The sequence below is a fragment of the Streptomyces sp. NBC_01268 genome (genome assembly GCF_036240795.1).
Lineage (GTDB): Bacteria > Actinomycetota > Actinomycetes > Streptomycetales > Streptomycetaceae > Streptomyces.
The window spans coordinates 893,688-913,164 of sequence record NZ_CP108454.1 but is presented as its reverse complement, the minus strand read 5'-3'; the positions used below and the strand labels follow the sequence as shown (position 1 = coordinate 913,164).

Here is a 19,477-nt window from a genome sequence, read left to right as displayed (position 1 = left end):
CCTGCCCCGGGATTAGAATTCCCGACATGGCTGGGCGCATCGAGGACTACGCCCTCATCGGCGACCTTGAGACCGCCGCTCTCGTCGGCAGGGACGGATCGGTCGACTGGTGGTGCGCCCCGCGGTTCGACTCTCCCGCCTGCTTCGCCGCCCTCCTCGGGGACGCGCGGCACGGCCGCTGGCGGCTCGCCCCGGCCGGCGGTCTTCCGTGCAGCCGCCGGAGTTACCGTGGCGACACCCTCGTCCTGGAGACGGTCTGGGAATCCGTCACCGGCACCGTCCGGATCACCGACTTCATGCCGCCGCGCCAGCGCACCCCGCGGATCGTCCGGGTCGTCGACGGGATCGCCGGACGGGTCGACGTGCGGGGCGAGTTGAGGGTCCGCTTCAACCACGGCAGCGTGGCGCCGTGGACCCGCGCCGTGGACCGGCGCACCCTCGCCTCGGTCGCCGGGCCGGACGCGACCCGGCTGCACTGCGGCCCGGGCGCGGGCGACCCCGACGTCACCGCCGACCGGGCCACCTTCGCCTTCCCCGTCGTCGCCGGACAGCGCGTCACCTTCGTCCTCGGCTGGCACCCCTCGCACACCCCGGCGCCGGCCGCGCCCGACGTGGCCCTCGCCCTGGACCGGACCCTCGCCTTCTGGGACGAGTGGGCCGCGGGGCTCCACTACGAGGGGCCCGCCCGCGCCGCCGTGATCCGCTCGCTGGTCACCCTGAAGGCGCTCACCTACGAGCCGACCGGCGGCGTCATCGCCGCCGCCACCGCCTCCCTGCCGGAGTGCATCGGGGGGCTGCGCAACTGGGACTACCGCTTCTGCTGGCTGCGCGACTCCACCTTCACCCTCTCCTGCCTGCTGCGCAGCGGCTACCGCAGGGAGGCCCTCGCCTGGAAGGACTGGCTGGTCCGCGCCGTCGCCGGCGACCCGGCCGACCTCCAGCCGCTGTACGGCGTCGCGGGACAGCGGCGACTGCCCGAGTCGCAGGCCGACTGGCTGCCCGGCTACGAGAACTCACAACCCGTCAGGTTCGGCAACGCGGCCGTCGACCAGTTCCAGCTCGACATCTACGGCGAGGTCCTCAGCACCATCTACTCCGCCGTACGGGCCGGGGTCACCCTCGACGCGCACGTGTGGAGCCTGATGGCGGCGCTGCTGGAGTACCTCGGCGAACGCTGGCGGGAACCCGACGAGGGCATCTGGGAAGTCCGGGGACCCCGGCGGCACTTCGTCCACTCCAAGGTGATGGCCTGGGTCGCCGCCGACCGCGCGGTGCGCCTCGCCCGTGTCGCCGGCCTGCGCGGCTCCGTGCACCGCTGGCAGGCCCTGCGCGCCGAACTGCGCACGGAGGTCTGCGCGCAGGGCTGGAGCGACTCCCAGCAGTCCTTCGTGCAGTACTACGGCGCGAGCCGGCTCGACGCCACCGCCCTGTTGATCCCGCGGCTCGGCTTCCTGCCCCCCGACGACCCGCGCGTCCTGCGCACCGTGCGGGCGATGGGCCGCCTCGACGACCGCGGCTTCCTGCGCCGCTACGCCGACACCGGGAACGGGCACGTCCACGACGTCGACGGCCTCAACGGCGCCGAAGGGGCCTTCCTGGCCTGCACGTTCTGGTACGCCGACGCGCTCGCCCTGACCGGCCGCCCGGCCGAGGCCCGCACCGTCTTCGAACGGGTCCTGGACGTCCGCAACGACGTGGGCCTCCTCTCCGAGGAGTGGGACCCCGCCACGGGCCGCCAACTCGGCAACACCCCCCAGGCGCTCAGTCATGTCGCCCTCGTCAACACGGCCTTCACCCTCGACGGGACCAGGCGCCGCGCCCGCAACGGCGGACGCGCCCCCGCCCACCGCACCCCTGTGGCGTGATCGCGCCGACCGCGGGTGACGGGGAGCAGGGGGCGGACCACGAGCGCGCACCCGGGCGTACCGAGCGCCGTCCTCGGCATCGTGATCCGCGGCATCGCCGCGATCCGCACCGGCCGGGTCTTCCGCCGGCAGCGGCGTCACGTCCAGTGGCCCGCGGCGTTCGGCCGGGCGCAGCCGGCGAGGGCCGCCGCCCTGCCGAGGCGCACGTCCTGACGCGTGTCGTTCGGGTGCCTCCAGCGGGCGGACCCGTCCGCGCCGGGGTCGAATCGTGGCATGGCACCCTTCGACAGGCACCGTACCGGCGGCTCCCCGCGGAGCGTCGCGACGGCCGGTGACACCTGGTGGTACGCCGCCGTCGCCGCCGAGGCCGCCGGATCGTTCAGCTCCCGCATCCGCATACGCATGCGGCGCGCCTGCCTCGCCGCCGTCCTCCTGCTCACCGTCGCCTACGCCGGACTCGTCCTCACGGCGACCGGCAGACGCTGGGGGGACGCCGCGCTCGCCGGCCGGCTCGCCGACCCCGCCGTCGCCCAGTTCCTCCGCGAGCACCCCTCGCTGCGCGGCCTCGGCACCCTCTCCCTGGTCCTCGCCGTCGTGCTGCTCGCCGCCGTCGGCGCGCTCCGCAAGCGGTACGCGCTCACCGGCCTGGCCCTCGGCACCGTGGCCGCCGCCCTGCTCGCCGCCGTCCTCCTCCAGCGGTACGCGCCGGGGCCGCACCTCGTCGACGCGTCGGGCGCCGCCGTACGGAGCGGCTTCCCCAGCGCCACCTGCGTGATCGCCGCCGGCACGGCCCTGGGACTCGTCCTGGTCGTCCCCCACCGGTTGCGGACCGGCGCCGTCGGCCTGGCCGCCCTGTGGGCCGTCGCCCTCGGCGCGTACGGCATCGCCTCCGGCAGGCACCGCCCCGGCGACGTGATCGCCGCCGACCTGCTGGTGCTCGCCGCGTTCTCCGCGGTCGTCGCGCTCCTCGCCCGCAAGGGGAAGATCCGCCCCGCCACCCGGCGGCGGCTGCCCCCGCAGCGGCTCCTCGTGGCCGTCCCGCTCGTCCTGGTCGCCGCCGCCGGGCTCGCCGTCGGCACCTATCTGCTGCCCGGCTGCCTGCCGGGCGCCGGGCCCGTCCCGGCCGAGCTGCCCCGCATCGCCCACCGCTGCGGCCAGGCCCTCGCCGCGGGCACCGGAGCGGCCGTCGCCGCCGTCCTGCTCGGCCTGGTGCGCCGCGTCGACCTCGACCCGGGGCCCGCCCCGTACCGGCTCGCGAGTCCGGTTCCCGAGGACCCCTTTCCCGAGGAGCCCGATCACGAGATATCTTGATGTCGAGCAATCTCGCAGACGCAGACGTGGAGCGGAGCACACCCGGTGACTGACTCGACCATCATTTACACGCACACTGACGAGGCGCCCGCCCTGGCGACGTACTCGTTCCTGCCCGTGATCAAGGCCTACGCCTCGACGGCCGGGATCAACGTCGAGACGCGTGACATCTCCCTGGCCGGGCGCATCATCGCCAGCTTCCCCGAGTGGCTCGAAGAGGGCCAGCGCATCGCGGACGCCCTCGCCGAGCTCGGTGAGCTCGCGAAGACGCCCGAGGCGAACATCATCAAGCTGCCGAACGTCTCGGCCTCGATCCCGCAGCTCAAGGCCGCGGTCGCCGAGCTCCAGGCGCAGGGCTACGCCCTCCCGGACTACCCGGACGACCCGCAGAGCGACCAGGACAAGGACGTCCGCGCGCGCTACGACAAGATCAAGGGCAGCGCCGTCAACCCGGTCCTGCGCGAGGGCAACTCCGACCGCCGCGCGCCCGGCTCGGTCAAGAACTACGCCAAGACCCACCCGCACCGCATGGGTGCCTGGACCTCCGAGTCCAAGACCAACGTGGCGACCATGGGCGAGAACGACTTCCGCTCCACCGAGAAGTCCACCGTCGTCGCGGAGGCCGGTGCCCTGCGCATCGAGCACGTCGCCGCCGACGGCACCGTCACCGTGCTGCGCGAGTCCGTCCCGGTCCTCGCCGGCGAGGTCGTCGACGCCTCCGTCATGCGCGTCGAGGCCCTGCGCACCTTCCTGTCCGAGCAGGTCGCCCGCGCCAAGGCCGAGGGCGTGCTCTTCTCCGTGCACCTCAAGGCCACGATGATGAAGGTCTCCGACCCGATCGTCTTCGGCCACGTCGTGCGCGCCTTCTTCCCGCAGACCTTCGCCAAGTACGGCGAGGTCCTCGCCGGCGCCGGCCTGTCCGCCAACGACGGCCTCGGCACCGTGCTCAAGGGCCTGGAGTCCATCCCGCACGGCCTCGGCGAGGAGATCAAGGCCTCCTTCGACGCCGAGCTGGCCGAGGGCCCCGCCCTCGCCATGGTCGACTCCGACAAGGGCATCACCAACCTGCACGTGCCGTCCGACGTCATCGTCGACGCCTCGATGCCGGCCATGATCCGCACCTCCGGCCACATGTGGGGCCCGGACGGCCAGGAGGCCGACACCCTCGCCGTCCTCCCGGACAGCTCCTACTCCGGCGTCTACCAGGCCGTGATCGAGGACTGCCGCGCCCACGGCGCCTTCGACCCGTCGACCATGGGCTCCGTCCCGAACGTCGGCCTCATGGCGCAGAAGGCCGAGGAGTACGGCTCCCACGACAAGACCTTCGAGATCGCCGCGGCCGGCACCGTCCGCCTCGTCGACGCCTCCGGCGCCACCGTGCTGGAGCAGGAGGTCGCCGAGGGCGACATCTTCCGCGCCTGCCAGACCAAGGACCTGCCGATCCAGGACTGGGTCAAGCTGGCCGTCACCCGCGCCCGCGCCACCGGCGACCCGGCCGTCTTCTGGCTGGACGCCGAGCGCGCCCACGACGCGCAGCTGATCGAGAAGGTCAACGCGTACCTGCCGGAGCACGACACCGAGGGCCTGGAGATCAAGGTCCTGTCCCCGGTCGAGGCCACGAAGTTCTCCCTGGAGCGCATCCGCCGCGGCGAGAACACCATCTCGGTCACCGGCAACGTCCTGCGCGACTACCTGACCGACCTGTTCCCGATCCTGGAGCTGGGCACCAGCGCCAAGATGCTCTCCGTCGTCCCGCTGATGGCCGGCGGCGGCCTGTTCGAGACGGGTGCCGGCGGCTCCGCCCCGAAGCACGTCCAGCAGCTCGTCAAGGAGAACTACCTCCGCTGGGACAGCCTCGGCGAGTTCTTCGCCCTGGCCGCGTCCTTCGAGCACCTGTCCACCACCACGGACAACGCCCGCGCCCAGGTCCTCGCCGACACCCTCGACCGCGCCACCGGCACCTTCCTCAACGAGGACAAGTCGCCGACCCGTCGCCTCGGTGGTATCGACAACCGCGGCAGCCACTTCTACCTGGCCCTGTACTGGGCCCAGGAGCTGGCCGGCCAGACCGACGACGCCGAGCTCGCCAAGGCCTTCGCCCCGCTGGCCGAGACGCTCTCCGCCAACGAGCAGAAGATCGTCGACGAGCTGATCGCCGTCCAGGGCTCCCCGGCCGAGATCGGCGGTTACTACCAGCCCGACCCGGCCAAGGCCGAGGCCGTGATGCGCCCGTCCGCGACCTTCAACGAGGCCGTCGCGACCCTCGCCTGATCCGCGAGGGCCCCACGCGGGACCAGCACCGCCCCGGCCGGACATCCGTCCGGCCGGGGCGGTCGCGTCGGTGGCGCATCCGCCGTCCGGGTGTGAGTCTGGATGGATGAGCTGGGCATCATGGACGACCGCCGGTGTCTACACCGGGCGTGGCGGGGTCCTGACCGACGAGGCCGGTGTCGTCACGGGCGATCTGACCGTGCACACCACCTTCGCCGAGCGGGAAGCGCGTGTGGCCGTGCAGTACAGCGGCGCCTCCGACTGGTTCACCATGTCGGGCAGTCCGGTTTTCTGCGGATCCGAGGAGGAGAGCCGCGACCTGCACGACGCCGTCGTCGCGGCCGTACGGGAAGGGGGCGGGGCGACGGTGCCGACCCTGCCGCACCTGTCGGGATAGCGGCCCCTTCGGGGGACACAGGACACGTGCCGCCGGGAAAAGTGTTGTCCCGGCCGTTCCCCGCGGTCTCCCGACGACGGCCCGCACCGGGCGGAAGCCGTCACCGGGGACGAGGGAGCACAGCACATGGAGAGCGTCGAGCACCGCACCGCCGAGCTCGTCGAGGCGGCGCGGGCGGGTGACGCGCGCGCCGGCGACGACCTCGTCCGGGCCTACCTGCCGCTCGTCTACAACATCGTCGGCCGCGCCCTCGACGGCCACGCCGACGTGGACGACCTCGTCCAGGACACGATGGTCCGCGCCCTCGACGGCCTGCCGGGCCTGCGCGACCCGGCCCGGTTCCGGTCCTGGCTCGTCGCCATCGCCATGAACCGGATACGGCACCGCTGGCGGGAACGCCAGCAGGCGCCGCTGCCCGGCCTCGACGGCGCCGCCACCCTCGCCGACCCGGCCGGCGACTTCACCGAACTGACCATCCTCCGCCTCGGCCTCACCGGCCAGCGCCGCGAGGTCGCCGAGGCGACCCGCTGGCTCGACGACGAGGACCGGGAGCTCCTCTCCCTGTGGTGGCTGGAGGCCGCGGGCGAACTCACCCGCGCCGAACTCTCCGCCGCCCTCGACGTGCCGCCCCGGCACGCCGCCGTCCGCGTCCAGCGCATGAAGGCACGCCTGGAGACCGGCCGCACCGTCGTCCGCGCCCTCGCCGCCGTTCCGCCCTGCCCGCGGCTCGCCGAGACCACCGACGGCTGGGACGGCCGCCCCTCCCCGCTCTGGCGCAAACGCCTCGCCCGCCACCTCGACACCTGCCGCCACTGCGCCCCCACCCGCACGGGCCTCGCCCCGGCCGAAGGCCTCCTCGTCGGCTTCGGCCTCGTCCCGCCGCTGCTGGTGTGGGCCGGGCGGGGTGGGGCCGGGGCCGGGGGGATGGAGACGGTGGGGTGGACGGGGGAGGGCCCGGACACCGGATCCGGCATCCAGGATTCCGGATCCGGTCTCGCGGACGGCAGTGGCAGCGCATCCCCCGCCCCGGGCCCGGTATCCGGTCGGCCCCGCCGCCACCTCTGGCCCGCCGCCGCGGCGGCCCTCGCGATCCTCGGTGCCGTGGTCCTGCTCGTACCGGGTGACCCGGACCGGGCCACGGAGCTGCGGAAGCCCGCGCCCGCGCCGCCCGCCCCGCTGACGCCGACCGTCACGCGCACCACGACCCCGCCTCCCCCGCCGCACCCTTCGCCGACGCCGAGCCCGAGCCGGGCGCCGCGTCCGAGCGTGGAGGAGCGGGTGAACGCGCTGGTGAACGGGCATCGGGCCGAGGTGGGGTGCGCCCCGCTCAGGCGCGATCCGAAGCTGTCCGCGGCGGCCAAGGCGTACGGGCGGGACATGGTGGCCCGGGGCTACTACGGGCACACGACCCCCGAGGGCACGGACGCCGGGAGCCGGTTCGAGGGCCTTGGCTACTCCTGGAGCGCCTGGGCCGAGAACCTGGCCCAGGGGCAGGCCGACCCGGCGTCCGTTGTGGCCGACTGGATGGCCGACCCCCCGCACCGCCGCAACCTCCTCGACTGCGCGTACCGGGACACCGGCGTCGCCGCGGTCTCCGGGCCCGACGGCACGATCTGGGTACAGGAGCTGGCAGCGCCCCTCGGGTGAGGGGCACGGCGGCGGCCCTCACGGGGAGGCGAAGTCCTGGACCCACCAGGGGCCGTTGGGCGTGAGGTTCACTCCCACGCCCATCTCCTTGAACGCGCAGTTGAGGATGTTCCTGCGGTGCCCCTCGCTGTTCATCCAGCCGTCGACCGCCTCGGCGGGCGTGTGCGGCCCGCGGAAGATGTTCTCGCCCCAGGTCGACCAGTCGTACCCCGCCGCGGTGATCCGGTCGCCCGGGCTGCGTCCCTCCGGGGTGTCATGGGCGTAGTAGTCGCGGTCGGACATGTCGTCGGCGTGCCTCTGCGCGGCCGTCCGGAGCCTGGCGTCGGACCGGAGCGGTTCGCAACCGGCCTTCCGGCGCTCGGTGTTGGCGAGGGCGAGGACCTGGTCGATGTACTGGGCGGCGGTCCCGGCGGCCGCGGGCGCCGCCCGAGCCCTCCGCTGCGTCTCCTGGCCGGTCGCGGGCCGTGCGGCGACCACGCGCGTGACACGGGCCGGCGAGGGCCTCGCGGCCGGCGGGGCCGACGGGGCGGCGGTCGTGGCCGCTGCGGCGGTGACCCGGCCGGCCGTGTCGGCCGCCGGGGAGCCTGCCGGTGCGGCGGACGTCGTGGTCCCGGACGGCGCAGGCTCCACGGGCAGCGGTGCCGGGCTCCCGGCCGCGTCCGGGCGGGTCCCGGCGTCGGCGGGGGTGCCGAGGGTCGCCACGTACACCCCGGTCGTGACGGTGAGGGCGGCGGCGACCGCCCCCGCCGCCGTGACCACCGCGCGGAAGGACAGGGCAGGGCGGCGGGCCCGTCGGTGTCCGTGCCGGTGTCCGCCGGCCCCCTTGCGGTGCCGGCCGGCCGCGCTCTCGGGCGGCGGTCCCGGGCGGTCGTTCGGGACGCCTGCGTCGTACGCGTCGTGCTGCATCTGCTCCGCTCCCTGTTCGTGGCCGCCGGACCGTCCGGCACTGGGGAGAGCCACCGGGGCGACGGCTATAACACTTTCCGGTCCCGGACAGCGCGACACTCCTCGTCAATCCTGTGCGTCAACCTCGTGCGGTACCACTGCGACTGGGCACGGGGCGAGGTGCAGGGCCGCGTGGGCCACCGAACCGATCCGCGTGCCGAGCGCCCCGCGCCGGACACGCCGCCCCACCACGAGCAGCTGCGCCGAGCCCGAACCCGACAGCAGCACCTGCCCGGCGCTGCCCAGCTCCACGTGCTCGGTCACCGGGACGTCGGGGTACCGCTCCCGCCACGGGGCGAGCGCCTCGCGCAGCGCCTTCTCCTCGTACGGGACGAGCCCGCCGGCCTCGTCGGCGAGCCGCAGCGAGCCCGGGCTGTACGCGAACAGCGGCGGCAGGCTCCAGGCCCGCACCGCCCTGAGGGCCGCCCCGCGGGCCGCGGCCGTCTCGAAGGCGAACCGCAGCACGGGTGCGCTGTCCTGGGGGCTGCCCTGCTGGCCGACCAGGATCTCCCCGGCGGGCGGCTCGGCGGCGGCGCCGTCGCGGGAGCGGACCGCGACGACCGGGCACCGCGCGGCCGCGATGATCTGCTGCCCGTACGAGCCGAGGAGGTATCCGGCGACGGCGCCGTGCCCGCGGGAGCCGAGGACCAGCAGCTCGGCCTCGCGCGAGGCGTCGAGCAGTGCGGTGACCGGGGTGTCGCCGATGACCTGGGCGGTCGACGTGAGGTCCGGGTGGCGCGCGGTGACCGCGGCCTCGGCCTCGCGGAGCACGGCCTGGGCGGCCTGCTGCTGGGTCGCCGGGTCCTGGAGGAGGGGCAGGTCGAGCGGTTCCCAGCGCCAGGCGTGCACCAGACGCAGCGGGAGCCCGCGGAGCAGCGCCTCGCGCGCGGCCCAGTCCGCCGCGGCCAGGCTCTCGGGGGAACCGTCCACTCCCGCGACGATCTCACGACTCATCAGGCTGCCTCCGTCGGCTCGGTGTCGGGCCCGCCAGGGGCGGCGGGCCCGCTGCCTCCAGCTTGGGCCCATCGGCCGCCCGAGGAGAGGGCCGGAGGTCCCGTGGCGGCGTGCCGTCCGGCCCCTTTCGGGCGAGGGCGCCCGCCGTTCCGGTCGGACGGGTTACACCGGCAGGGTGAGGCGGGCGTGGGTGCCGTTGAGGTAGTGGTCGCCGATGTCGCGCAGCCGGTGGTCGGGGGAGACCGGGGCGGTGAGGGCCCGGACGTTGCGCCAGAAGCGGTCGAAGCCCTGGCCGCCGGCGTGCGGGCGGGCCGCGGTCGCCGGGTCGACCAGTTCGAGGATGCGGGTGGTGATGTCCACCGCGGCCCGGTTGGTGACGGTCTCGGCCGCGGCGACCAGGACGGCGATGTCCGCGAGGTCCTCGACGTCGAGTCCCCGTTCCTCGACGAGACCGCGGGCGAGGGCGTCGGTGGCCCGCTCGACCACCGCGGCGGCGGCGTGCGCGGCCGTCGCCAACTCCCCGTAGGCCAGGAGGAGGTACGGATCGTCCCCCGGTCCGCCACCGGAGAAGCCCGCGAGTCCCGGGGACGCGAAGCCGGGCCGGGGAAGTCCCGGGAGTCCGGAGCGGCCCAGGCGGCCGCTCGTCCCGGTGGCGGCGAAGTCCGCCGCGAAGCCGTTCGCGAAGTCCGCCGCGAACGCGGCCCGCCCCCGTGCCCCTTCGGCGGGCGGTGCCGCCGCCTGGGTGGCCCGGCTGACGTCCCGGGCCTCGGCGAGCGCGCCCTCGGCGATGCCGAGCCCCACCTGGACCAGGAGCAGCCGCAGCGCGAGCGGTGCCAGGGTCGAGTACGGGGCGACGGCGTGCTCGTCCTGGGGGAGCGCGCCGAGCACCTGCTCCGCCCCGACCGGCACCTGGTCGAAGGTGACCGTACCGGCGCCGGCGAGGCGCTGCCCGACCCGCTCGGCGCCCGCGTCGGTGAACACGGCCGGGTGGGCCGGGTCGACCAGGACGACGAGCAGGTCCCCCGTCTCGGTACAGCGGGCGCCGACGACGAGCCGGTCGGCGACGGTGACGCCGGAGGCGAAGGCGCGGCGCCCGTCGAGGACGTAGGCGCCGCCGCCGGCCGGGGTCAGGGCGAGTCCGGCCGGCGCGCAGTCCACGCGCGGCGGCTCGACCGCCCCGGCGAGCAGCCAGTGCTCCTGGGCGGTCCGGGTGTCGAGGTCGAGCGGTCCCGCGGCGGGGCCGAGGAATCGCGAGGTCCAGGACAGGACGCAGTGGTGGGCGAGGAGTTCGCCGATCGAACCGTCGGCGGCGGCGATCTCCCGGATCACCCCGCAGGCCGTGCGCCAGTCGGCGCCGCGGCCGCTGGGCCCGGGCGCGGTGAGCAGCGCGGGCAGTCCCGCCTCCTGGAGCCGGGCCACCTCGTCGAAGGGTGCCTTGCCCGCGCGGTCCCTGGTCAGGGCGTCGACGGCGAGGTCGTCGGCGAGCTCTCTGGTGACGCGGGGCCAGATCCCGTCGTCGGCCGGGCGTTCGGCCGGCGCGGAGGTGGGGCGTATCGCTGACTTCTTCGGCGTTCTCACGTCACCTCACATGATCCCTAGTATCCCCACTGGAATAGTAGGAATACTGGCAGAGGGGCGGCCCGCGCCCCAAGGGGCGTCCGCATCACGGACAATGGCATCTCGAAAGCCGGTACGGCAGGCTGCCGGCCAGCGGTGTCGGGGGCGGCCGGACGGTTACGGATTGGTCCAGGCGTCCGGGTCCTCGGCGAGCGCCACGACCTCGGGCGGCAGCTTCGCCGAGGCCAGCTCCGCCAGCGAGACCCCGTCGAGCACATGGCGCACGTTGGCCCGCAGCGCCACCCACAGGGTCAGCAGCGACTCGGCGGGGCCGGTGTACGACAGCTCGGGCGGGCGCACCCCGCGCACCGAGACCAGCGGGCCGTCCACGCAGCGGATCACGTCCGCGACCGAGATCTCCGCGGCCGGCTTCGCCAGCCAGTAGCCGCCGTTGCCGCCGCGCTGGCTCTGTACCAGGCCGCCCTTGCGCATGTCCCCGAGGATGCCTTCCAGGAACTTGTGCGAGATCCCCTGGCAGTCGGCGATCGCCTCGGCCTTCACCGGCCCCGTGTCCTGGGCCGCGGCGAGCTGGAGGGCGGCCCGCACCGCGTAGTCGGCCCTGGCTGAAATGCGCATAGGAGCATTATTCCGCAGTCTTGACGGAGGGCGCGGACGATCCCACACTCGGGGACGGGAAACCGAGCGAACAGGTAGGGAACCATGGGAGCCACGGACGCGGCGGAGACGGCACACGCCCCCCGCCTGCCCCGCTCCCTGCCGCTGACCTCCCGGCGTCACATCGACCTGCTGCGGGTCTGCAGCGCGGCGTAGCGCCCTGCGGCGGATCACCGGCCGGTCATCCGCGGATCACCGGCGGGTCACCGGCGACCGGGGTCGATCGCTTCGGGCCGCGGTCGCCCACCGTCCGTTCCCGGCCACCTCGCCGCCCTCCGCCCCCGCCCTTCTTCCCCCTCCGCCTGTCCGCCGCACCGCCGCACCGTCGCACCGCCGCTCCGCGTGATTCCTCCTTCCCGTACCTCTGCTGCCTCCGGGCGCGCGCCGACGCCGTCGTGCGCCACCGCGACCCAGCACCGAGCAACCCAGGGAGAAGCATGTCCGTCATCCCGTCCGCCGCCCCGTCCGCCGTCCCCGCCGCCCTCCCCTCCGTCGTCCCGTCGATCGTCCCCGCCTCCACCACCCCGGCCTTCCGCGGCCGGATCGGCCGCGACGTGCGCAGCGGCCACTACGCGGTGCCGCACCGCTACCGGCTCCATCTGGCACCTGCCGACCCCAGCTGTCTGGGCATCGCCGTGACCCACAGCCTCCTGGGCCTCGACGAGACGCTGCCGCTGACCGTCCTGCCCGCCACCCCCGACACGCCCGACGGCGGCTACGCCGTCCTGCGCCCGCTCTACGAGGCCAGCGCCCACCAGTACGCGGGACCCGCCACCGCGCCCGTCCTCAGCGACGGCTGGACCGGCCGCATCGTCTCCACCCACGTGCCGGACATCCTGCGCGACCTCGCCCTGCGCTTCCGCGGCGACGGACCCGAACTCCTCCCCGAGGCGCACCAAGAGGAGATCCGCGCCGTCGCCGACCTGTGCGCGCGCAGCGTCCACGCCGCCGCCCAGCGCGCGGGCGAGCTCGGCCTCGACGACCAGGCCGCCCACCACGACCCGCTCACCGTCCTCTTCGCCGCCCTCGGCTCCCTCGAACGGCGGCTCGCCCGCCACCCGTACGTCCTCGGCGACGCGCCCACCGCCGCCGACGTCACCGTCTGGGTCACCCTCGTCCAGCTCGACACCGTCCACCGCTGGCACCTCGACGCCGCCGCCATGGACCGGGTCGCCGGGCACCCCGCCCTCTGGGCCTACGCGCAACGGCTCGCCGCGCTGCCCGCGTTCGGCCGCCACCTCGACATCGAGGGCGTCCTCGCCCACCACCGCGCCCACTGCCGCGGCCGGGAGGCGGCCGGTGCCGCCATGCGGATCGTCGACTGGGGCTGACGGGCCCCGGGGCCCGACGGATCAGCCGGTACGCCGACCGGTGAGCGGCTCCGTGGCGTCGCCCGCACCCGTGCGGACCCCGCGCAGGAACGCCTCCAGGGCCTCGACCGAGGTCCTGGAGGGCACCCACTCCAACTCCCGCCGCGCCCGGGCCGTGGCCAGCAGCGGCAGGCGCAGCACCGCGTCGAAGAGCCCGGGGGACGACGGGACGACGCGCAGCCGCCAGGCCGTCGCCAGCGCGCCCCGCACGGCGGCGTTCGGCACCTTCACCGGGCGGGCGTCGAGCAGCCCGGCGAGCGTCGGGGCGTCGATCACCGGATCCGCCGCCAGGTTGAACGCGCCCCGCACGTCCCGCAGCAGCGCCCGCCGGTACGCGTCGGCCGCGTCGTCGGTGTGCAGGGTCTGGAAGCGCAGGCCGGAGAGTTCCGGTACGAGCGGCAGCAGGTCCGGCCGGAAGAGACGGCCCGGGAAGAAGCGCCCCGCGAAGATCCGCCGCTGCTCGCTCGCCGACTCCTCCTTGAACAGGAAGGCGGGCCGCATCCGGACCACCCGCGTCTGCGGATGGTCGCGCTCGAAGGTGTCCAGGGCACGCTCCAGATACGCCTTCTCCCGGGTGTACGCGGCCCCCGGCCAGCCGTGCGTCGGCCAGGACTCCGAGACCGGTGGACCGCCCCGGGGACCGGGGGAGTAGGCACCGACCGACGAGGCGTGCACCAGGACCGGGACGTGGGCGGCGGCGACCGCGTCGAAGACCCGTACGGCGCCGAGGACGTTGGTCTCCCAGGTCGCCACCGGATCGTGCGTCGGCTGGAAGCGCCAGGCCAGGTGGACGACCGCGTCCGCGTCCTCCAGGTACTGGGCGAGCCGGGGCCCGGCACCCTCGTGCGACAGGTCCACCTCAGCCCACTCCGTCTTCGCCAGGGTCAGGGCAGGCCGTCGCCGGGCCAGCCCGAGCACCGAAGCGACCCGCGGTTCGCGCTCCAGGGCGCGGACCAGACTCGTGCCGACGTTCCCCGTGGCGCCGGTGACGACGACACGCAGGCGATCGCTCGGGTTCATGACCTCGGCCCTCCGACCTCCCCCGCCACGGCCTTCCTCTCCTCTCGACCTTCCGCCCTCGGCGGCGCCCGCGCACGTGGGGAGGTCGCGGACATCACGGAGCGTGGCGCTGCGGGTCGCGTCGGTGAGCATCCGGCCCCACGATGGTGGGGCCGGGGGGATGGCGTGTACCAGGAGGAACGGATGCTGCTCCCTGACCGCAACACGATCGACCGGCTGCTGCGGAGCTACCGCGCCCAGGAACGCCAGACCCTGGCCCTGCCGTGCGACCCCTCGGTCCTGCGCCGGTTCGAGGACACCGCGTACACGCTCTGTGTCCTCATGGGAGTCCGCACCGCCCGCGAGGCGGTCCATGCCGCCGAGCGCTACCTGGCCGAGCCCCGTCCGGTCGCCGCCGTCATGGCCCCGGGGGCGGTTGGCCGGGGGTGTGCGGGGTAGGCGAAGGGTAGGGAGCGCGGGCGGTCACGGCCCGCGAAGCGCCCCGGGCCGCGCGGCGGCCCCGGGCGCCGCCCGCCTGGAGGTGTCGGCGATGGAAGAGGCAGGGCTCTCGCCGCGGGAGCGGCGCATCCTGGAGGAGATCGAGCAGGGCCTGGGCGCGGACCGGCCGCTCGCCCGGGGCCTGCGCTCCGGACGCCCCGGTCCCCGGTTCCGCCGTCCCGGCGGACGCGTCACCGCCCTCCTGGGCGCCGTCACGCTCACCCTGTTCGTGACCGCCGTCGCCACCGAGTCGCCCCCGCTGATCTGGGCCTTCGCCGCGGTGTGGGTGGTGACCCTGGTGTGCCTGCTCCGCCTGCTCCTCGTCTGGTCGCGCCGCCACCTCACGGGTGCGGAGCGGCCCCGCCCGGACGAGCCGGAGCGCTGAGGCGGCCGGCCGCGGACCCGCCGGACACGGCCGGAGCCGCCGGCCGCGCCCACCCCGCCGCTGCCGTCCGGGGGCCGCGCCGCTCTTCGTCGGATCCGCGCCGCCTTCCGGCCGGGTCCGCGCCGCCTTCCGTCCGGGGTCCCGTTCGGATCCGCGCCGCCTTCCGTCCGGATCCGCGCTGCTTCCCGTCTCCTCCGGTCCCGCCGCGGCTGTTCGGTCCGGTCCTGTTCCGGGCTCAGTTCGCGCGCGCCCCGAACCGCCGCCAGAGCCACAGGGAGAGCGCCGCGCCGAGCGCCGCGCCGACCAGGGCCAGCGGGAGCCCGGCCGCCTTGCCCGAGGGAGTGGCCTGCCGGTGCGGGTCGCGGGCGGCCGCCGCGGCCGGCGTGGTGGCGCCGGCCGCCTCCGGTCCCGCCTTGGTCACCTTCCGCGCGGCGGCGCGTACCGGCTGCGGCGCCTCCTGCCGCAGGGACTTCGCCGGTTTGAGGGACCCCACCGGCCGGACCCGGCCCGCCGCGTCGAAGCCCCAGTCCAGCAGCTCCCGGGCCTCCTCGTACACGGCGAACCCGCCGCCGCCCTGCGGGTTCATCACCGACACGACCAGCGTGCGGCCCCCACGCCGCGCCCCCACGACGAGGGTGTTCCCGGCGTTGCTGGTGTAGCCGTTCTTGATGCCGATGAGCCCGGGATAGCGGGCCACCCCGTCGGCGCCGGTGAGCAGCCGGTTGGTGTTGGCGATGCCGAACGACCAGGAGCCGGCCGGGAAGTCCGCGTAACGGGTGGAGCAGTAGCGGGTGAACTGCGGGTCCTGCAGTCCCGCCCGCCCGAAGACCGCCAGGTCGTACGCGGAGGACACCTGGCCCGGCGCGTCGTAGCCGTCCGGCGAGACGACGCGCGTGTCGCGGGCGCCCAGGGCACGGGCCTTCTCCTGCATCTGCCGGGTCATCGACTCCCAGCCGCCGTTCATGGCGGCGAGGACGTGCACCGCGTCGTTGCCGGAGCTGAGGAAGACGCCGTTCCACAGGTCCGACACCTTGTACGTGTAGCCCTCCTTCACGCCGACGAGGCTGCTCCCCTCGCCGATGCCGTTGAGCTCCTCGTCGCTGACGGTGTGCCGCTCGTTCCCGCCGTGGTGCGGCAGCGCAGTCAGCGCGAAGAGCGTCTTCAGGGTGCTCGCGGGCGGCAGCGGCCGGTGCGCGTCGCGCGCCGCGAGGACCTCGGCGGTGACCGCGTCGGCGACCACCCAGGACAGGGCCGACACGGACGGCAGCTGTGGCGCGCCCCGCAGCGGCTGCACCTGGGTGCCGGAGCGGTCGAGCCGGGCGGGGTCGACGAAGGACCGCGCGGGCGGCGTGGGCTCGCCGACCGAGGAGACGGCGGAGGCGGGAGCGGCGGGGGCGGCGGGAGCCGAGGCCGTGGCCGTGGGGACCGGCAGGACGAGCAGCAGCACCGCGGCACCGGCGGTGGCATGACGGACAGCTGGCGTGACGATCATTCAGTCACGGTAGGAACGGGACGGGACGCCCGCAGACCGGAGTGCGCCGACCGGCGTAGCGGCTGTGCCGGAGGGTGGGCGCGTCGCCGCGCCGACGGCCGGGCCGGGCGCCGTCCGGGCTGTCGGTGGGGCAGGGCATGCTGGTGACGTGTCCTCATTCCCGAACCAGAGCAGGCCCGTTGCCCCACCGGGCTCCGACGGCCCCGGCCCCGTCGAACACATGATCGTCTGTGGTGACGACGTGCTGGCGCACCGTCTCGCGGCGGAGCTGCACGAGATGTACGGGGAGCGGGTCACCCTGCTCGTCCCCGCGCCCGTCGACACGCCCAGCCGGCCCGTGGCCCGGACGGGACGGGCCGCGGCGCTCTTCGGGCGGGTCACCGCGGCCGTCAGCCGCACCACCGGAGCCGGAGCCGGAGCCGGAGCCGGAGCCGCGGGCCCGACCGGCGCGGGCGACCCGCGCGGCACGGCCCAGGCCCGCACGATCCGGGTGATGGAGACCGGTGAGGCCGACGACCAGGCGCTGCTCGACGCGGGGGTGGAGCGGGCCGCCGCGCTCGCGCTGGTCCACGAGGACGACGAGCGCAACATCCGGGCCGCGCTGGCCGCCCGCCGGCTCAACCCGAGGCTGCGCCTGGTCATCCGGCTCTACAACCGCAAGCTGGGACAGCACCTGGCCACCCTCCTCGACCAGGCCGCGGCCGTCTCCGAACCCGGTCTCGACCCCGAGAAGCTGGACGCGGCGACCACCGTCCTCTCCGACGCCGACACCGCCGCACCCGCCCTCGCCGCCACCGCCATCGCCGGGAGCAAGAAGGTGATCCAGGCCGGCGGCCTGCTGCTGCACGCCGTCGACCGGACCCCGCCCGCCCGGGGCGAGGTCGCCGACCCCGGCCTGTGCACCCTGGCGCTGCTCTCCGCGACGGCCAGCGACCCGGCCGGCAGCGAGGGCTCCGAACGCAGCGGCGACCAGGGCCCGCAGCTGCTGCCCGACGACGCGGCCGTCGCCGCAGCCACCGGACGCGGGATCGTCGCCCTGGAGGCCGTGAGCTACGAGGGCCCCGCCCAGGCCACCGGCTGGCTCGGCGCCTCCGCGCTGCCCGTCGGCTCGCTGTTCTCCCGGCGGCTGCGCTGGTCGCTCGCGGGCGTGGCGGCCGCCGTCCTCGGGCTCGCCCTGGCATCGACGATCGCCACCGGCGACAACCCGCTGCACGCCGCCTACCTGACGCTGCTCGACGTCTTCGCCATCGGCGACCCCGCGGTGGGCGAGCCCACCAGCCGTCAGGTGCTCCAGATCCTCGCCGGGTTCGTCGGCCTGCTCCTGCTGCCCGTCCTCGTCGCCGCGCTCCTGGAAGCCCTCGGCACCTTCCGCTCGGCGACCACCCTGCGCCGCCCGCCGCGCGGCCTGTCCGGACACGTCGTGCTGCTCGGCCTCGGCAAGGTCGGCACCCGGGTGCTGGCCCGGCTCCGCAGGATGAACATCCCGGTGGTCTGCGTGGAGGCCGACCCCGAGGCCCGCGGCCTCGCGCTCGCCCGCCGGCTGCGGGTGCCCACGGTCATCGGGGACGTCACCGAGGAGGGCGTCCTGGAAGCCGCCCGCATCCACCGGGCCCGCGCCCTCCTCGCCCTGACCAGCGTCGACATCACCAACCTGGAGGCGGCACTGCACGCCCGGTCGATCAGCCCCGACCTGAGGGTGGCACTGCGCCTGTACGACGACGACTTCGCCACCGCCGTCTACCGCACCCTGCGCGCCGCGCACCCCGGCGCCCTCACCCGCAGCCGCAGCGTCTCCCACCTGGCGGCGCCCGCGTTCGCCGGGGCGATGATGGGCCGCCAGGTCCTGGGCGCCATCCCCGTGGAGCGCCGGGTGCTGCTCTTCGCCGCGCTCGACGTCAAGGACCACCCGCTCCTGGAGGGCCGTACGGTCGCCGAGGCGTTCCGGCCCGGCGCCTGGCGGGTGATCGCGCGGGGCGCCGCCGGGGTGCCGGCGAACCGCTCGGGCTACGGGCTCGCCTGGCAGCTGCCGCCCGCCGACGTCCTGGGTCCCGGCGACCGGGTCGTGGTCGCCGCCACCCGCCGCGGCCTCGCCGAACTCCTCGGCCGCCGCCCCCGGCAGCAGGACCCGGCGGACCGGTGGGAGGACGGGCGGGTGGGCTGACTGCGGCAGGTCTCGGCAGCTCGCCCACGCCGGCCCGAGCGAACGGCCGGGAGCGAGCGGGCCGGGAGCGAGCGGGCCGGGGGTCGAGCGGCGACCCGCCCAGGCCCGTGTCGTCGTCCCGGGCCCCGCCTCACACGGGCCTTCCCCGTTCCACCGGGGGAGACGCCCTCAGGGCCGCCACGAGGTGCAGCAGATGCGCCTCGTTCCCCGAGAAGCCCGCCCGGCGCAGCGCCTCGTCCGCCTCGGCCATCGGATGCGTGAGCATCGCCGCCGCGTACGGCTCGAGGCGCGGATCGGCGAGCACCGCCTGGGTGGATTCGAGCAGGCGCAGGTAGGCCTGGGCGGCGGCGCGCTCACGGCCGGTGATCGTCGTCATGTCGGGCTCCCTGTCGAGCTTGTGGCGGTCGTCCCCACCACCCTCTCGTACGGGTCTGACAATCAGGTCCCTGGCCCGCCGAGGTGGGCCGCGAGGCGCTCCAGGAAGGCCTGCTGACCCGCCACCAGCAGGGGCGCGGCGGCCTCGAAGGAGAACCAGCCCACCCGGTCGAGCTCCGGGAACTCGCGCACCGTGCCGGAGCCGCGCGGCCACTCCATGGTGAACGTCCCCGGCACCACGCGCTCCGGGTCCAGATCGGCCTCGACGGCCCACACGGTGACGGTCTTTCCGTTGGCCTGGCGGATCTCACCGAGGGGGACGGTCTCCCCGTCCGGCGGCGGCAGGCCGAGCTCCTCCTCGAACTCGCGCCGCGCGGCGGCCTCGGGCGGCTCGTCGGGCCCGTACTCGCCCTTCGGGACCGACCAGGCGGCCGTCGACCGCCCGGCCCAGAAGGGCCCTCCCATATGGCCGATGAGCACCTCCGTACCGCCGTCGGCGGTCCTGCGGTAGAGGAGGAGACCGGCACTGCGCTTGTCGGGCATACTGCCCAGTGTGGACGATCGCGCGCGCCGGG

Annotated in this window: 18 protein-coding genes; 10 read left to right on the top strand and 8 right to left on the bottom strand. The window is 75.3% G+C overall.

What is annotated here, in order from left to right:
• Positions 1-26 precede the first annotated feature (26 nt).
• From OG309_RS03865 to OG309_RS03840, 6 genes are all read left to right on the top strand, one after another.
• A complete protein-coding gene (locus OG309_RS03865) occupies positions 27-1,865 on the top strand; it encodes a glycoside hydrolase family 15 protein (protein WP_329418291.1) in 1,839 nt (612 codons plus the stop codon).
• Between the two features lie 15 nt (positions 1,866-1,880).
• Positions 1,881-2,078: a hypothetical protein gene (locus OG309_RS03860; protein ID WP_329418290.1), complete on the top strand. Its 198-nt coding sequence runs from the start codon at positions 1,881-1,883 to the stop codon at positions 2,076-2,078.
• Between the two features lie 60 nt (positions 2,079-2,138).
• Entirely contained in the window at positions 2,139-3,176 is a 1,038-nt protein-coding gene (locus OG309_RS03855; RefSeq protein WP_329418289.1) for a phosphoesterase, read from the top strand.
• 45 nt (positions 3,177-3,221) lie between these two features.
• Complete coding sequence (locus tag OG309_RS03850; protein ID WP_329418288.1) at positions 3,222-5,447, top strand: NADP-dependent isocitrate dehydrogenase; 2,226 nt, start codon at positions 3,222-3,224, stop codon at positions 5,445-5,447.
• A gap of 106 nt (positions 5,448-5,553) precedes the next feature.
• On the top strand, positions 5,554-5,844 hold the full coding sequence (locus OG309_RS03845) for a hypothetical protein (protein WP_329418287.1): 291 nt from the start codon (positions 5,554-5,556) through the stop codon (positions 5,842-5,844).
• Between the two features lie 126 nt (positions 5,845-5,970).
• Positions 5,971-7,491, top strand: coding sequence for a sigma-70 family RNA polymerase sigma factor (locus OG309_RS03840; protein ID WP_329418286.1), 1,521 nt, complete (start codon positions 5,971-5,973; stop codon positions 7,489-7,491).
• An 18-nt stretch (positions 7,492-7,509) separates the two neighbouring features.
• Here OG309_RS03840 and OG309_RS03835 read toward each other — a convergent pair whose 3' ends face one another.
• The 4 genes from OG309_RS03835 to OG309_RS03820 form a co-directional block, all read right to left on the bottom strand.
• Entirely contained in the window at positions 7,510-8,397 is an 888-nt protein-coding gene (locus tag OG309_RS03835) for a CAP domain-containing protein (RefSeq protein ID WP_329418285.1), read from the bottom strand.
• A 105-nt stretch (positions 8,398-8,502) separates the two neighbouring features.
• On the bottom strand, positions 8,503-9,390 hold the full coding sequence (locus tag OG309_RS03830; RefSeq protein WP_329418284.1) for a universal stress protein: 888 nt from the start codon (positions 9,388-9,390) through the stop codon (positions 8,503-8,505).
• A 162-nt stretch (positions 9,391-9,552) separates the two neighbouring features.
• Positions 9,553-10,968: an acyl-CoA dehydrogenase gene (locus tag OG309_RS03825; RefSeq protein ID WP_329418283.1), complete on the bottom strand. Its 1,416-nt coding sequence runs from the start codon at positions 10,966-10,968 to the stop codon at positions 9,553-9,555.
• Between the two features lie 156 nt (positions 10,969-11,124).
• Positions 11,125-11,583 (bottom strand): RrF2 family transcriptional regulator, encoded by a 459-nt coding sequence (locus OG309_RS03820; RefSeq protein ID WP_329418282.1) that lies wholly within the window; start codon positions 11,581-11,583, stop codon positions 11,125-11,127.
• Between the two features lie 476 nt (positions 11,584-12,059).
• Here OG309_RS03820 and OG309_RS03815 point away from each other — a divergent pair, with 476 nt between their 5' ends.
• Positions 12,060-12,953, top strand: coding sequence for a glutathione S-transferase C-terminal domain-containing protein (locus tag OG309_RS03815; protein WP_329418281.1), 894 nt, complete (start codon positions 12,060-12,062; stop codon positions 12,951-12,953).
• 21 nt (positions 12,954-12,974) lie between these two features.
• On the opposite strand, the gene OG309_RS03810 is transcribed toward OG309_RS03815, so the two are convergent.
• Positions 12,975-14,012 (bottom strand): NAD-dependent epimerase/dehydratase family protein, encoded by a 1,038-nt coding sequence (locus OG309_RS03810; protein WP_329418280.1) that lies wholly within the window; start codon positions 14,010-14,012, stop codon positions 12,975-12,977.
• 183 nt (positions 14,013-14,195) lie between these two features.
• Here OG309_RS03810 and OG309_RS03805 point away from each other — a divergent pair, with 183 nt between their 5' ends.
• Together OG309_RS03805 and OG309_RS03800 are read left to right on the top strand one after the other, a co-directional pair.
• Positions 14,196-14,450, top strand: coding sequence for a DUF5133 domain-containing protein (locus OG309_RS03805; protein WP_329418279.1), 255 nt, complete (start codon positions 14,196-14,198; stop codon positions 14,448-14,450).
• 91 nt (positions 14,451-14,541) lie between these two features.
• A complete protein-coding gene (locus tag OG309_RS03800; protein ID WP_329418278.1) occupies positions 14,542-14,874 on the top strand; it encodes a DUF3040 domain-containing protein in 333 nt (110 codons plus the stop codon).
• Between the two features lie 235 nt (positions 14,875-15,109).
• Here OG309_RS03800 and OG309_RS03795 read toward each other — a convergent pair whose 3' ends face one another.
• Positions 15,110-16,366, bottom strand: coding sequence for a D-alanyl-D-alanine carboxypeptidase family protein (locus tag OG309_RS03795; protein ID WP_329418277.1), 1,257 nt, complete (start codon positions 16,364-16,366; stop codon positions 15,110-15,112).
• A 220-nt stretch (positions 16,367-16,586) separates the two neighbouring features.
• On the opposite strand from OG309_RS03795, the gene OG309_RS03790 reads away from it, so the two are divergent.
• On the top strand, positions 16,587-18,527 hold the full coding sequence (locus OG309_RS03790) for an NAD-binding protein (RefSeq protein ID WP_329428112.1): 1,941 nt from the start codon (positions 16,587-16,589) through the stop codon (positions 18,525-18,527).
• Positions 18,528-18,657: 130 nt separating this feature from the next.
• Here OG309_RS03790 and OG309_RS03785 read toward each other — a convergent pair whose 3' ends face one another.
• Positions 18,658-18,903, bottom strand: a complete 246-nt coding sequence (locus OG309_RS03785; RefSeq protein WP_329418276.1) for a hypothetical protein — start codon at positions 18,901-18,903, stop codon at positions 18,658-18,660.
• 62 nt (positions 18,904-18,965) lie between these two features.
• Entirely contained in the window at positions 18,966-19,445 is a 480-nt protein-coding gene (locus OG309_RS03780) for an NUDIX domain-containing protein (RefSeq protein ID WP_329418275.1), read from the bottom strand.
• Positions 19,446-19,477 lie beyond the last annotated feature (32 nt).